Here is a 14060-nt window from a genome sequence, read left to right as displayed (position 1 = left end):
GTCTCACCCGTACCGAGCTTTTTGGCGGCCGTGTTGTGTCCGCTGCGAACCGAGCCAACTGTGGATTCGGGCGGCCACCGCGTACCAGCCCGGTTCGAGCATCATGTCGTGGCCCATATCCGGGAAGAATTCCGCATCGGTGCCATAGGCGCGCGCTGTTGCGTGTACGTCCTTGGCCAGGATCAGACCATCGTTTTGAGCGCCCAGCACCAGCATGGGAGCCGTCACCCGCTGCGGCCGTGGAAGTTCCCGGAACATCAGACCCAGGAACAACGCGCGGGCACTTTCCTCCTGTAGCCGCGCCGCACACGCGGTGACCACCTGTTCGGGAGTGCGTGCGCAGAAGAAGTGTTCGCGGGCCAGCCTGGGCGTGTTCACGTTCCGAACGGTCCTACCGGTGACCATGCCGCGTGCCGTGAGCCAGGGGTGGTGCTGAATCGCTTTCCCCACCGTTCCGATGGCTCCGCCCGGAGGGGCCGAAGCCAACAGCACCCCGCCAGGTGCATCACGCGATTCCAGGTACTTCTGCACCACGAAGCCGCCCATCGAGTGGCCGATCAGCACCGGTGGGGTGGGCATCGCGTCGGCGACGGCCGCGACATCGTCGACGTAATCAGCGATCGAACACCGCCTCAACGGCTGAGAAACGGTGCTTGCGCCATGCCCGCGCAGGCTCACGGCGACGGCCCGGTAGCCGTTGTTGGCAAAGAAGTCCAGGAAGTGGTCGTTCCAGCACCACGCCGCGTGCCAGGCGCCGTGCACGAAAAGCAGCGATACCGGGTGAGCGTCGCCGCGCGGACGCCGCTCGAGCACCTCAAGCACGGGTCGGTTCCCCAGCTGTCGGGACAACGACCGCAGGAGATCTACGGCGTCGCTGGGCGGCTACGGTTCGGAACACGACCTTCGGCCGTAACAGCCTGCTCGGCGGGTCGATCAGGTTCATGGCCCGGAAGAACGCCTCGGTGATGACGATGTCGGATTCGGCTGCGGCGAGCAGTCGTTGGGTATAGCGGTTCGCCAGCCGGGTCCGCGCCGACCGTCGGCCCTGGACCTGGGGCAGCGCGAGGTCGGCGCCCGACGCCATCTGCCATGCCGCGTTGACCGGCCTGGCCGAAGCTCGGAAGAACCGGGCGGCCAGGCCTTCGCTGCCGCGGGAAAGACAGTCGCGCAACGCGATCGCCTCCAAGGCTGCCACCGACATGCCTTGCCCGTAAACCGGGTTGAAACTGCACATGGCATCACCGCACACCAACAGACCGGCCGGAAACCGGGCCATCATTTCGTAGCGGCGACGCACACTGGCCGGATAGCGGTAGCGCGATACCTCGGTCAGCGGTTCGCCGGCTTGCAATGCGGCGATCATCGGTGGCGGCGCGAATTCTGCGGCGAAGCAGAGCATTCCGGCGCGATCCGTGGGCGGTTCGTGGCCGGCCAGCCCGGCCAGCGTGAGCATCCAGGTGTCGTGCTCGCAGGCGAACAACGCCCCACCGGTCGGCCGCTCCGGCACCGCACCGACCAGTATCAGTTTCTCGGTGAGCGTGCCTGTCGGTATCCGCAGCAACTGGCTGGCATAGGCCACCACCACCGTGATGTGTTCCTCTGCTGGGCGCCCATAGCCGTGGGCGTCCAGAAACGCCGGTGTGCGCCCGGCCCGGCCCATCGCGTCGATCACCAGATCCGCGTCCAGCTCGTGTTCAGCGCGCGTAGCACGATTCGCGACCCGCACGCCGCTGACCCGGTTTGTGGTGGGCGCAACCAGTTCCACCACATCGTGGCCATCCATAACGGAGACATTGCGAAGAGAACGCACCCGCTGGCGAACGTGGGCCTCCAGAAACGGACGGGTGGCCAGATACGACACGAGCGGCTCGCCGAATGCACCCGACCGGTTCAAGTCGTGTCCGCCGAGGCGCATCCAGACTTGCGAGAGATTGCTGCCGTCGAGTGCTTGCCCGCCGGCGGCAACAAGGTCGTCGAGCATGCCGGGAAACAGTGTGTTCAAGGCGGCCGCGCCGCCGGCCAACAGGCCGTGCACATGCCGCCCCTGCGGGACGCCGCGCCGCTGTGCGGATTCGTCGGGCAACTCGTCTCGTTCGACCACGACCACGCTGCGGTAGAAGTCGGCCAGGACGCGAGCCGCCAACAATCCGCCCATGCTGGCGCCTAGCACGATTGCGCGCTCACCTAGGGGTGCCATCTCGATCCTCCACGACCCGACCCGGCAGCGGGTGCCGGGCTGTCTTGAGGATTCCGTCGAGCCGATTGCGCTGCCTAGAGTAGACGGCTACTCGATTTCCGCCGAGCAGTCGCGAAAGCCCCCTGCGCGGGATGTTTTTGGGGGCTTACGCGTCTGCTCGCGCAAAAGGTCGCGCCGACTAGCGGGCGCGGGGGTGGGCGCCGGCCCAGACCTCACGCAACGCGTTCACCGTGACCAGCGTGTAGATCTGGGTGGTGCTCACCGAGGCGTGACCGAGCAGCTCCTGCACCACCCGCACGTCCGCGCCACCGTCGAGCAGATGGGTCGCGAACGAGTGCCGCAGCGTGTGTGGTGACACCTTCGCGGTGATGCCGGCGCGTTCGGCGGCGTCCTGCAGCACCTGCCAGGCGCTCTGCCGCGACAGCCGGCCCCCGCGGGCGTTGAGGAACACCGCCGCGGTGCCGCGTCCGCGCCTCGCCAGGTCCGGGCGGCCCCGCACCAGGTAGGCGTCCAGCGCCGCCACCGCCGGCCGGCCCACCGGCACCAGCCGCTGCTTACCGCCCTTGCCGCGCAACAGCACCGACCGATCACTGACGTCGACGTCGTCGAGGTCCAGTCCGACGGCCTCCGAGATCCGCGACCCGGTGGAGTACAGCATCTCCAGCAACGCCCGGTTGCGCAGTGTCAGTGGACCGTCCGAGACGCTTTCTCCGCCGGCGCCGGCCAGCAGCGCCGACACCTCGTCGATGGTCAGGCTCTTGGGCAGCCGCCGCCCCGGTGTCGGCGGCTTGACGCCGCGCGCCACATCCATCGGCGCCATGCCCTCGGCGGCGGCGAAGCGGTGCAGGCCCCGCACCGCGATCAGGGCGCGCCCGGCCGAGACCGCCGACAGCGCCGGTATGCCGTTCTCCGGGTCGCCGCGCCGCAGCGCCACCAGGAAGTCGGTGACGTCGGTCTCGCCGGCACGTGCCAGGTCGTCGACGCCGCGGGCCAGCAGGTGCTCGGTGTAGCGGCGCAGATCCCGCCGGTAGGAGCTCAAGGTGTTGGCGGCGACGCCCCGCTCGACCGTCAGATGATCCAGGTAGCCCTGCAGCTGCCCGCTCAGCGGATCGACCGGCTGCGCCGCCGCCGTCATGACGGGTTCTTCCTGGCGGCGAACGCGGTAGGCCGGTCGACCCACTCGGCGTCCACCGGACGTAACGTCGTGAATCCCTGATGGTGCAGATAGGCCGCCAGGATCCCTGCCACCGCAAGGGCGTTGACGATCTCACCGCTGAACACCAGCTTGGCGGCCTCGGCGATCGGATACCAGCGCAGCGTGAGATCCGCCTCCTCGTCGTGCGCCTCCGGGCGGTCGACCTCTGAGAGGCCGGTGGCCAGATACACCCGCACCGACTCGTCGCTGAACCCCGGCGTGGAGTCGAGGTCGACGAGCACCTGCCAGGTGGTTGCCGTCAATCCGGCCTCTTCGACGAGTTCGCGGGCGGCGGTCAGGTGCGCCGCCTCACCGCCGAGATCCAACAGTCCGGCGGGCAGTTCCCACAGCCGCCGGCCGAACGCGTGGCGGTACTGGTAGATCAGCGGAATGTTGCCGGCATCGTCCATGGCGACGATCCCGACGGCACCGTAGTGTTCCACAACGTCGCGGGTGGCCGTCGTGCCGCCCGGCATCCGCACCTCGTCACGGCGCAGCGCGAAAATCTTGCCGCTGTGCAGCAGCTGCGACGAGGTGGTCTCGAAGACGTGGTCAGCCACGGGTTACATGTTCCGGCAGGGCTTCTTGCAGCGGGTCGGCCAACGGCTGGGCGCTGCCGCCGCGCCCGTCGGCCCGGGGCTGGAGATCGGCGGGCTCGTGGTGTTCGTGGTGCTGTTCGGGGATCTCCACCGGCAGCCGCTCGGCGGCCTTGTAATCGATGGCCGCCCCGACGAACGCGGCGAACAGCGGGTGCGGCCGGGTCGGCCTGCTCTTGAGCTCCGGGTGTGCCTGGGTGCCCACCAGGAACGGGTGCATCTCGCGCGGGTACTCGACGAACTCCACCAGCTTGCCGTCCGGGGAGGTGCCGGAGAACCGCAGCCCGCTTTCGGCGATCCGGTCCCGGTAGGCGTTGTTGACCTCGTAGCGATGGCGGTGCCGTTCGGAGACTTCGGTGGCCTGGTAGGCCTCGGCCACAATCGAATCGGCTTCCAGCACCGCCGGATAGGCGCCCAGGCGCATGGTGCCGCCCAGGTCCGCCGCCCCGGCGACCGCGTCCTGCTGGTCGGCCATCGTCGCGATGACGGGGTCGGGGGTGTCCGGATCGAACTCCGCCGAGCTGGCCTCGGTGATCCCGGCGGTGCGGGCGGCGTCGATCACGATGCACTGCAGGCCCAGGCACAATCCGAGCACCGGCAGCCCGTGGGTGCGGGCGTAGGCGATGGCGCCGATCTTGCCCTCGATGCCCCGGATCCCGAAGCCGCCCGGAATCAGCACGCCGTGCATCTCCCCGAGCGCGGCGGCCGCCCCGGCGGGGGTGTCGCACTGATCGGAGGCGATCCAGTTGATCTCGACCCGCGCGTAATGGCTGAACCCGGCGGCCCGCAGCGCCTCGGTCACCGACAGGTAGGCGTCGGACAAGTCGATGTATTTGCCCACCAGCGCGATTCGCACCGTCTCGTGCGGCTCGTGGACCCGGCGCAGCAGTTCGTCCCACTCGGTCCAGTCGACGTCCTTGAACGGCAGGTTGAGCCGGCGTACCACGTAGGCGTCCAGTTCCTCGCGGTGCAGCACCTTGGGAATGTCGTAGATCGACGCCGCGTCCGGGGTGGAGATCACCCCGTCGACGTCGACGTCGCACATCAGCGCGATCTTGTTCTTCAGCGGCTCGGGCACATCGCGGTCGCAGCGCAGGATCAAGGCGTCGGGGGTGATACCGATGCTGCGCAACGCGGCCACCGAGTGCTGGGTGGGCTTGGTTTTGAGCTCGCCCGAGGGGGCAAGGTAGGGCACCAGCGACACATGCAGGAAGAACACGTTGTCCCGGCCGACATCGTGGCGGACCTGGCGGGCAGCCTCCAGGAACGGCTGCGACTCGATGTCGCCGACGGTGCCGCCGATCTCGGTGATGACCACGTCGGGGCGCCGGCCGTCGGCGTCCGGATCGGACATCGCCAGGATGCGCCGCTTGATCTCATCGGTGATGTGCGGGATCACCTGCACGGTGTCGCCGAGGTATTCGCCGCGGCGTTCCTTCGCGATCACCGTCGAATAGACCTGCCCGGTGGTCACATTCGCCGACCCGGACAGGTCGCGGTCGAGGAATCGCTCATAGTGGCCGACGTCGAGGTCGGTCTCGGCGCCGTCCTCGGTGACGAAGACCTCGCCGTGCTGGAACGGGTTCATCGTCCCGGGGTCGACGTTGAGATAGGGGTCGAGCTTCTGCATGGTGACCTGCAAGCCGCGGGCGATCAGCAACTGACCGAGGCTGCTCGCGGTCAATCCCTTACCCAGTGAGGAGGCAACTCCACCGGTGACGAAGAGGTGCTTCGGCTCGGCTTGCGGATGCTTTCGCAGTGGTGGCAACACCAACCTCCGTGACGACGGCGCAGGGATTGAGGGCCTGCCGACCCACGGAATCTCACCCTAACATCGACGGCGCACGCCGGCCCGGGACACGCCCGGCCCCACCGACCGCGGCCGGCCCGCTATTGCGCGATGGTGACCGAGCCGGCGCCGTACCCGATGCCGTACTGACCCGGGTGACCGCCCTCGATGAGGCTGCTCACCGCCATCACCGTGGTGATCCGGCCGGACTCGACGTCGACGTCGTCGACCGTGCTGACCGCCGCGGCCACCGAGGAATCGGTGCGGGCCATCGCGACCGCCGCAGTCCCCGACGCACAGCCGTCCCGGCCGGCCAGCACCGTCGCCGAGCCGTGCGGGGCCAGCGCCGCGGCGAACCGGGCGACGCTCACCCCGGCGCTGCCGGCATCGTCGGGCAGGCCGCCACCGGTGATGACCACGGCCGCGTTGGCCGGCCCGAATCGCTGCTCGCGGTAGGTGATGAAGCCGGTGTCGCGCAGCGCGGCCAGCACCGTGGCGCGCTGCGGGTCATCGGCGGGCACGACGGCCGGGTCGCGATTGATCAGCAGCGCGAGACCGAGCAGATCGCCGGCCTGCGCGCCCGAGTCGATGAGGTTACTGCTCAGCTGGGCGCCGGCCGGGACGATTCCGGACTCCATCACCGCGCGCAGTTTCTCCTCGGAGTTGCCGTCGACGAACTGCGCCGTCAACGCGACCGTTCCGGTGACGGTTCCGCCGGCCTGGCCGATGATCCGCGCCACCGCGTCGACGTCTTCGTCGGCGGAGTCGGGAGTCCGGAAGACGACCGCGGACTTGCCCTGCAGCGCGTCGCGCACGATGCGGGGTGCCATGGCCGCATCGAAATCGTTTGCGTGGCTGAGCCGCTCACCGAGCGCGTTCTGCTGTTGGTGCAGCGTGTCGATCTGGGCGCGCAACTCCTGCTTATCGGACTGCAGGCCGCCCATCAGCGGGCCCGACAGCAGCCCGGAGCCCAGCACGACACCCAACACCAGCGCCAGCAGCACGGCGGTCAGCGACATCGCGTGGTAACGAGGGGTGATCATCGCGGTACCCCGATCCCGTTACGTCACCCAGTGCCGCAGCCACTGCGACAGGTCGTGCCAGTAGTTGCTGAGCCATTCGAGCACCAGGGCGTCGGTCTGCGACACCCAGAGCGCGACGATGACCGCCAGCAGCATCGACAGCACCAGCAGCGCGATCGCGCCGGCGGAGATCCGGCTGCGGTACAACGTGGCGACCGCGCGGGCGGCCACCAGCTTCTCGCCGACCTTGAGGCGGGTCAAAAACATCGACGGATTCGTCAGCTGGCGGGTCCGGTCGAAGAACGTCTCGATGTTGGCGGTGTGCCCGGCCGTCACGAGCAGCGCCGCGCCGTGATGATCGGCCAGCAGCAACGCCAGGTCCATCGCGGACCCGGCGGCCGGGAACGTCATCGCGCCGACACCGAGGTCCTGGATGCGCTCCAGCCCCGGTGCGTGGCCGTCGGCGTCGGCGGGCAGCACCACTTGCGATCCGCACCGCAGCACTTCGGCGCTCATCTGATCGGGGTCGCCGACGATCAGCTGCGGCCGGTAGCCGGCCTTGCGCAACACATCGGCTCCGGAGCCGACGCCGATCAGCACCGGCTGATACTCCTTGATGAAGGGCTTGAGGCATTTCAGGTCGTCGGCGGCGTCGGGTTCGTCACCGACCAGCACCACGTGCCGGCGCCGCAGATCGACATCGATCTCGGGAATTCCGATCCCGTCGATCAGCAGCGGACTCTCGCTGCGGATGAACTCGATGGTGTTGCCGGCGAAGGACTCCAGGTGCGCCACCAGCCCGCTCTTGGCCTCCAGCATCAGGTCGGCGATCTCGATGTCGCTGCGCTCGACACCTCGCGCCAGCCGCCGGTCACCGGAGTAGACGGCGCCGTTGTGCAACCGGATTTTGGCGCCGTCGCGGATCTTCTTGAACACCGTGGGTCCGGCTTCATCGATCAGCGTGACGCCGTTGGCGACCAGCACCTCGGGCCCGAGGTTGGGGTAGCGCCCGGAGATGGACGCCGAGGCGTTGACGACGCCGGCGATCTCGGCCTCCACCAAGGCGTCGGCGGTGATCCGGTCCAGATCCAGAATGTCGAGCACCACGATGTCGCCCGGGCCGACCCGCCGCAGCAGGCGATCGATGTCGTGATCAACCCGGGCCGTGCCGACGACACCGGGCCGGGAGGTGTTACGAGACAGCAGCGCAGACATCTTCATGGCGGCGATTCTGTCCTCGAAACAGCTCAAAACCCGGGAGGCGCGCCGCACCAATAGCCTCAGAAGTTCATTTGCGTCACAGTTGTCACACGGTCTTGGCGGCTTGTCCGCCGGCGTCTGCCCCCCGATCATCCCGGGCGGCGTCCAGCAGCTCTCGCGCGTGCGCCCGCGCCGTGTCTGTCTCCCCCAGGCCGGCCAGCATCCTGGCCAGTTCGCCGACCCGGTCCTCATCGGTCAGCCGCCGCACTCCACTGGCGCCGTTACCGCCGGTGGGCTCGACCATCAGGTGCACATCGGCGTAGGCGGCCACCTGCGGCAGGTGGGTCACCACGATGACCTGGTGGGTGCGGGCCAGCCGCGCCAGCCGACGCCCGATCTGCACCGCCGCGCGACCGCCGACGCCGGCGTCGACCTCGTCGAACACCATCGTGGTGCCGGCCGAGTCACGCGACGAGGCCGACAAGGACGAGGTGGCCAGCACCACCTCCAGCGCCAGCATCACCCGGGACAGCTCACCCCCCGAGGCGCTCTTGGCCAGCGGCAGCACCGTCATGCCCCGATGCGCGGCCAGCCCGAACTCGACGTCGTCGATGCCGTCGGCGCCGGCGTGCACCACCTGTCCCGAGGGCAGCCGCAGGGCGGCCGGGTCGTCGTCGGCTGCCGGGCTGTGGTGCACGCCGACGGTGAACTCGGCGTCGGCCATGGCCAGCCCGGACAGCTCGGCGCTGACCGCCTTGGCCAGCGAACCGGCCGCCTTGCCGCGCGCGGCGCTGAGATCGGTGGCGGTCTTGACCACCCGCTGCCCGAGCTCCTCGACGTGATCGGACAGCGCCGCCAGAGTTTCTTCGGAGACGTCGAGTTGGGCCAGCCGCTCGCGCGACCCGGCCGCCCACGCCAGCACGCCGTCGACGTCGGCGGCGTACTTGCGGGTCAGCGAGCGCAGCTCGGCCTGCCGCGCCAGCTTGGCGTCCAGCGCGTCGGCGCCGGTAGGCAGCTCGTCGAGGTAACCGCCCAGTTCGCGGGCCACGTCGCCGACCACCGTGAGCGCCTCACCGAGTTGGTCGCCCAGCGCCTGCAGGGCGGCGTCGTCGGTGGCGCCCAACGCCGTCCTCGCCTGCCCGAGCCGGTCGGTGGCCGAGGTGGGCGCGTCGGCGACGTCATCGTCAGCGCCGCCTGCCAGGGCCGCCCGCGCGCCGGCCGCCGCGGCGCGCAGCGCGTCGAGCTCGGAGAGCCGGCGAATCTCGACGGTCAGCGCGTCGTCCTCACCGGGGCGCGGGTCGACGTCGTCGATCTCGCGCAGCGCGAAGGTGAGCCGGTCCGCTTCCTGGGCCAGTTCCCGGGCGCGGTTACGGCGGTCGATGAGGTCGCGCCGCGCCGACAGCCAGGCCTCTCGCGCGCTGCGGTAGCGCTCCAGCCGGGCGCCGACCGCGGCGAACCGGTCCAGCGCGCCGCGCTGTTCATCGGGGCGCATCAGCCGCAGCTGGTCGTTCTGGCCGTGCAGGGTCAGCAGCCCGCCGGTGAAGCCGCTCAGCGATTTGGCGGGCACCCCGCGGCCACCCAGGTAGGCGCGCGACGGCCCGTCGCGGCTGACCGACCGGGCCGCGATCACGCTGCCGTCCTCGTCGCGCTCGGCCCCGGAGGACTCCAGCAGCTCGTCGATCTGCGCGGCCGAGGCCGGTGCCAGGTCGGCGGTGCAGAACCGACCTTCCACCACGGCGCGGGCGGCCCCCGAGCGCACCCGGTTGGCGTCGGCGCGCGCACCGCCGAGCAGGTGCAGGCCGGTGACGACCATCGTCTTGCCGGTGCCGGTCTCCCCGGTGAGCACGGTCAGGCCGCGGTCGAATTCGGCGGTCGCCGCCTGGATCGCGCCCAGCGACTCGATGCGGATCTCAGTCAGCAACGGCCGGCACCGTCGTCACTGTCCCCGCCAGCCGGTCACCGGCAGCCGGAATTTGCGCACCAGCCGGTCGGTGAACGGGGAGCTGCCCAGCCGCGCCCACTTGACCGGCTTGCCGCCGCGCTGCACCTCGAGCCGTCCGCCGGCCGGCACCAACATCTTGCGGCGGCCGTCGCAGAACACCAGCGCGTTGTGGCCGTCGCTTTCCACCTCGATCGCGATCGTCGAGTCGGGGCTGGTCACCATCGGCCGGGCGAACAGCGCGTGAGCGTTGTTGGGCACCACCAGGATGGCGTCCAGATCGGGCCAGAGCACCGGCCCGCCCGCGGAGAACGCGTAGGCGGTGGACCCGGTCGGCGTCGACACCAGCACGCCGTCGCAGCCGAAAGTCGACACCGGCCTGCCGTCCACCTCGACGACGACACCGAGGACCCCGAGCCGGGGACCCTTCTCCATGCTGGCCTCGTTGAGCGCCCATCCGCGGTCGACGATCTCCCCGTTGGCGCGCACCACGACGTCGAGCGTCATCCGGTCCTCGACTCGGTAATCGCGGGCGATGACGTGGTCGAGAACCCCGTCGATGTGGTCGGCCTCGGCCTCGGCCAGGAACCCGATCCGGCCGAGGTTGACCCCCAGCACCGGGATGTCGGCGGTGTGGGCCAGCTCGGCGGCCCGCAGGAAGCTGCCGTCTCCGCCGAGCACCAGCACCAGCTCGCAGCCCTCGGCGGCCCGGTTGTCCGGGTCCACCAGATCGATCTCGACTCCGAGCTCGCGGATGTCGTCGGGAGCCAGGTGCAGCGAGCCCTTGTCGACGGCCTCGGCGGTCAGCACCCGCAGCGTGATGCCGTGGTCGCCCAACACCTTCTCGACACGGCGGGCGGTGTCGGTGGCCTCTTCCCGCCCGGTATGCACCACCAACAGGACGGTGCGCTCGCCGTTCCCGCTATTCACTGGGGTCCCTTCGCGACGGCATCGTGGACAACTGCATCCAGCGCGTCACCGCTCAGTGGTGCGGCGGCGCGCAGGTGCAGAAAGTACTCGACGTTGCCCGACGGCCCGGGCAGCGGACTGGCGGTGACCGCGACGGCGCCCCAGCCGAGCTCGGCCGCACGGTGCGCCACCGACAGCACCGCGTCGGCCCGCAGCCGCGGGTCCGACACCACCCCGCCGGCGCCCACCTGCGCTCGTCCCACCTCGAACTGCGGCTTCACCATCGGAACCATATCGGCGTCGGGTGACGCACAGCCAGCCAGCGCGGGTAACACGGTGGCCAGCGAGATGAATGACAGGTCGGCGACGATCAGCTCGGCGAGCCCACCGATCAGCTGCGGCGTCAGCCCTCGGACATTGGTGCGTTCGACCACCACGACGCGCGGATCGGTGCGCAGCGACCAGGCCAACTGGCCGTAGCCGACATCGACGGCGACCACCCGGGCCGCGCCGCGGTCCAGCAACACTTCGGTGAACCCGCCGGTCGAGGCGCCCGCGTCCAGGCATTGGCGGTCGGCGACGTCGATCCCGAAGGTGTCCAGCGCGCCGATCAGCTTGTGCGCCCCGCGCGACACCCAGCCACGTTCGCCGTCGTCCGCGACGGCCAGGGCCGCCGAGAGCGTCACGGCGGTCGCCGGTTTCACGGCGGGGATGCCGTCGATGGTGACCTTGCCGGCGCCGATCAATTCGGCGGCCTGCTGGCGGGAGCGCGCCAGTCCGCGCCGGACCAGTTCGGCGTCAACACGCGCGCGCCGCGACATCGCTGCCCTCAGCCCTTCTCCACCGACTCCAGCGCGGCGACCAACACCTCGTGGGCCTCTTCGAGCCGCTGCGCCAAGGCCTGGAGATCACCGAGATCACTGTGAGCCGGTAGTTCGGCCAGCTCGGCTTCCCCGGGCAGCTCGGCCAGCAAGGCCGCGATGCGTTCCCGGACGTCATCAATCTCACTGTTCATGGGTGCCACCAACGCTAGTCCATGCCGGCCGGGCCCCGTCAGGGCCAGCTGCCGAGCAAGGACCAGTGTTGCAGGGCCCGCGCGGCGGTGTCATCGGCGGACTCGACGGTGAACGGGCGCCCGGCCAGATCGGCCTCGGCGACCGCGCCGGCCAGGGCCCGCACGATCGACAGGCCATCAGCGTCGTCTTCCTCGGGTTGCGCCGCGGCCACGGTGAGCGTCGTGCCGTCCACGCTGATCTGCCATTGCGGCTGCGGACCGATCGCCAGCTCGTCGGCGTCGCGATGCAGGGCCCGCAGGTCGTGGCCGATGTAGGTGGGCCGCTGCTCGGCGACCGCGCCGACCGCGTCGTGCGCCGAGTTGACGCCGGTCAGCACCATCAGGCTGGGCAGCGCGGCGGCGTTGGCGGCGGCGATGTCGGTGTCCAGCCGGTCACCGACCACCAGCGGCGCGTAGAACTCGCCGCGGGTCAGCGCCTCGGTGAGCAGCGCCGGACCGGGTTTGCCGGCCACCTGCGGTTCGGCGTCGGTCGCGGCTTGCAGGGCGGCCACCATCGAGCCATTGCCGGGCAGCAGACCGCGTTCCGACGGCAGCGTCTTGTCGACGTTGGTGGTCATCCACATGGCGCCGGCCCTGATCGCCAGCGCCGCCTCGGCCAGCTGCGCCCAGCCGGTCTCGGTGGACAGCCCCTGCACCACCGCCGCCGGCTCATCGGAGGCCAGCCGCACCGGTTCCAGCCCGGCGGCGGCGATCTCAGCGGCCAGCGATTCGGTACCCACCACCAGCACTCGGGATCCGGCGGGAAGCTGCTCGGCCAGCAGGTGCGCGGCGATCTGGGCGCTGGTGGCGACATCCTCGGCGGCGGCGGTGAAGCCCAGCTGGTTCAGGTGTGCCGCGACCTCGTCGGCGCCACGCGAGGAATTGTTGGTGATGAACAGGGCGCGGCTCGGCAGCTCTGCGAGGGTCTCGACGGCGCCGGCGGTAGGTTCACCGCCGCGGAACACCGTGCCGTCGAGATCCAGCAGCAGACAGTCGTATTCGTCTGCCAGGGCCGCGCTGCCACCGAGCTCGGCGATTCGGTCCTCCACGTCGGTGACCCCGTCGACGTCGGCGGCGGCGGCCCGCAGGAACCACTCCACCGCCTCGGACTCGCGGCCCAGCGCCACCAGCGTCTCGGCACGCGCATAGTGCAGCCGCGCCACCGTCGACCCGGTGCGGTCGGGATCGACTGCCGGGGTCGAGAGCACCGTCAGCGCCTGCTCCAGCTGGCCCAGGTCGGCGCGGGCCCCGGCGACGACGATCCGCAGTTCGTCGGCCTCGTCGCCCTCCAGCTGGGCGGCGTCGTCGCCGGCGGCCAGCTCGATCGCCCGCTGCGGCCGGCCCATGCCGCGCTCACAGTCGGCGATCAGCGGCAACAGCGCGGACTTGCTGCCCATGCGGCGTGCCGCCCGCAACTCGGCCAGCGCCTGCGCCCAGTCGCCGCAGTGATAGGCGGCGATGCCGACCGCTTCGCGGACCGCGGTGATCCGCGTCGAGCGAGACCGGGCGGCTCGGGCGTGCCGAAGCGCCGCCTGCGGGTCGTCGTCGAGCAGCATCCCTGCGGCCACCAGATGACAGGCGACACCGTCCGCGGTGGCCCGGTTCAGCGTGCTCAGTTCCCGGCGCACCTCCGGCGCCAGTTGCTTGGGTTCGACCCCGTCGGGAAGCGGTGGATCGTCGTAGCGCGCAACCGGTTCCGCCGCGCCGGTATGCGGCGGCCGCGAGCCGCCGTCGTGGTCGCGCCGCGGTTGGCTGCGCCGATCCCGATCCCGATCCCGATCCCGATCCCGATCCCGATCCGGTCCGCCGCCCCGGGGTGTGCGCCGCTGGTCGCCGGTGGGCGTGCGCCGCTGGTCACCGGTGGATGTACGCCGCTGCTCACCGGCTCCCCGCCGTTGCTGCGGACCGCGTGGGTCACGCCCGGTGCCCCCGCGCGACTGACCACGTCCGCCACTTGCTCTGTTGTCGACCACGGAAACCTTTCACCGTAAAACCTCGTGTAAGGATACGGCCCGCCGCTAATAGTCCGGCTGCTGCACCGACCCGCGCTCTGGTCACGCGTTTCGGCTCGGGCTGTTGGAAATGCCTGTGGCCCCCAATTGTTTTGGGGGCCACAGGGCTTGATGTTGTGTTCGGCGGTGTCCTACTTTTCCACCCGG

The 14060-nt window shown here is 70.3% G+C and carries 12 protein-coding genes; all 12 read right to left on the bottom strand.

Annotation, left to right across the window (positions count from 1 at the left end; all coding sequences use genetic code 11):
* Positions 1–3: 3 nt before the first annotated feature.
* The 12 genes from ACAG20_RS20440 to ACAG20_RS20385 all read right to left on the bottom strand — a co-directional run bounded on the left by ACAG20_RS20440 (position 4) and on the right by ACAG20_RS20385 (position 13874).
* A complete protein-coding gene (locus ACAG20_RS20440) occupies positions 4–822 on the bottom strand; it encodes an alpha/beta hydrolase (protein ID WP_370493909.1) in 819 nt (272 codons plus the stop codon).
* Complete coding sequence (locus ACAG20_RS20435) at positions 815–2155, bottom strand: FAD-dependent oxidoreductase (protein ID WP_370493908.1); 1341 nt, start codon at positions 2153–2155, stop codon at positions 815–817. Before ACAG20_RS20435 ends, ACAG20_RS20440 begins: the two co-directional genes overlap by 8 nt.
* Before the next feature lie 220 nt (positions 2156–2375).
* Entirely contained in the window at positions 2376–3332 is a 957-nt protein-coding gene (gene xerD / locus ACAG20_RS20430) for a site-specific tyrosine recombinase XerD (RefSeq protein WP_370493907.1), read from the bottom strand.
* A complete protein-coding gene (locus ACAG20_RS20425; protein WP_112689415.1) occupies positions 3329–3952 on the bottom strand; it encodes an NUDIX hydrolase in 624 nt (207 codons plus the stop codon). Before ACAG20_RS20425 ends, xerD begins: the two co-directional genes overlap by 4 nt.
* Positions 3945–5747 carry a CTP synthase gene (locus ACAG20_RS20420; RefSeq protein ID WP_112689417.1) on the bottom strand — a complete coding sequence of 601 codons (1803 nt, stop codon included), beginning with the start codon at positions 5745–5747 and terminating at the stop codon, positions 3945–3947. The genes ACAG20_RS20425 and ACAG20_RS20420 overlap by 8 nt, the downstream gene beginning before the upstream one ends.
* A gap of 131 nt (positions 5748–5878) precedes the next feature.
* Positions 5879–6820, bottom strand: coding sequence for a copper transporter (locus ACAG20_RS20415; protein WP_370493906.1), 942 nt, complete (start codon positions 6818–6820; stop codon positions 5879–5881).
* 18 nt (positions 6821–6838) lie between these two features.
* On the bottom strand, positions 6839–8020 hold the full coding sequence (gene steA, locus ACAG20_RS20410; protein ID WP_370493905.1) for a putative cytokinetic ring protein SteA: 1182 nt from the start codon (positions 8018–8020) through the stop codon (positions 6839–6841).
* Positions 8021–8105: 85 nt separating this feature from the next.
* The gene (gene recN / locus ACAG20_RS20405; RefSeq protein WP_370493904.1) at positions 8106–9920 is read right to left on the bottom strand and encodes a DNA repair protein RecN; all 1815 of its coding nucleotides are present in this window, start codon (positions 9918–9920) and stop codon (positions 8106–8108) included.
* Between the two features lie 15 nt (positions 9921–9935).
* A complete protein-coding gene (locus ACAG20_RS20400) occupies positions 9936–10868 on the bottom strand; it encodes an NAD kinase (RefSeq protein WP_370493903.1) in 933 nt (310 codons plus the stop codon).
* Positions 10865–11668, bottom strand: a complete 804-nt coding sequence (locus tag ACAG20_RS20395; RefSeq protein ID WP_370493902.1) for a TlyA family RNA methyltransferase — start codon at positions 11666–11668, stop codon at positions 10865–10867. The genes ACAG20_RS20400 and ACAG20_RS20395 overlap by 4 nt, the downstream gene beginning before the upstream one ends.
* An 8-nt stretch (positions 11669–11676) precedes the next feature.
* The gene (locus ACAG20_RS20390) at positions 11677–11862 is read right to left on the bottom strand and encodes a hypothetical protein (RefSeq protein WP_112689399.1); all 186 of its coding nucleotides are present in this window, start codon (positions 11860–11862) and stop codon (positions 11677–11679) included.
* Between the two features lie 38 nt (positions 11863–11900).
* Complete coding sequence (locus ACAG20_RS20385; RefSeq protein ID WP_370493901.1) at positions 11901–13874, bottom strand: HAD-IIA family hydrolase; 1974 nt, start codon at positions 13872–13874, stop codon at positions 11901–11903.
* Between the last annotated feature and the right edge of the window lie 186 nt (positions 13875–14060).

It is taken from the genome of Mycobacterium sp. pW045 (assembly GCF_041287085.1).
Lineage (GTDB): Bacteria > Actinomycetota > Actinomycetes > Mycobacteriales > Mycobacteriaceae > Mycobacterium > Mycobacterium algericum_A.
This window is presented reverse-complemented; position numbering and strand designations above follow the sequence as displayed.

Excerpts from the sequence above, each read along its gene's own strand:
- ACAG20_RS20435 (WP_370493908.1), bottom strand. The coding sequence starts at position 2,155 with ATGGGCGGATTGTTGGCGGCTCGCGTCCTGGCCGACTTCTACCGCAGC.
- xerD (WP_370493907.1), bottom strand. The coding sequence starts at position 3,332 with ATGACGGCGGCGGCGCAGCCGGTCGATCCGCTGAGCGGGCAGCTGCAG.
- ACAG20_RS20415 (WP_370493906.1), bottom strand. The coding sequence starts at position 6,820 with ATGATCACCCCTCGTTACCACGCGATGTCGCTGACCGCCGTGCTGCTG.
- steA (WP_370493905.1), bottom strand. The coding sequence starts at position 8,020 with ATGAAGATGTCTGCGCTGCTGTCTCGTAACACCTCCCGGCCCGGTGTC.
- ACAG20_RS20395 (WP_370493902.1), bottom strand. The coding sequence starts at position 11,668 with ATGTCGCGGCGCGCGCGTGTTGACGCCGAACTGGTCCGGCGCGGACTG.
- ACAG20_RS20390 (WP_112689399.1), bottom strand. The coding sequence starts at position 11,862 with ATGAACAGTGAGATTGATGACGTCCGGGAACGCATCGCGGCCTTGCTG.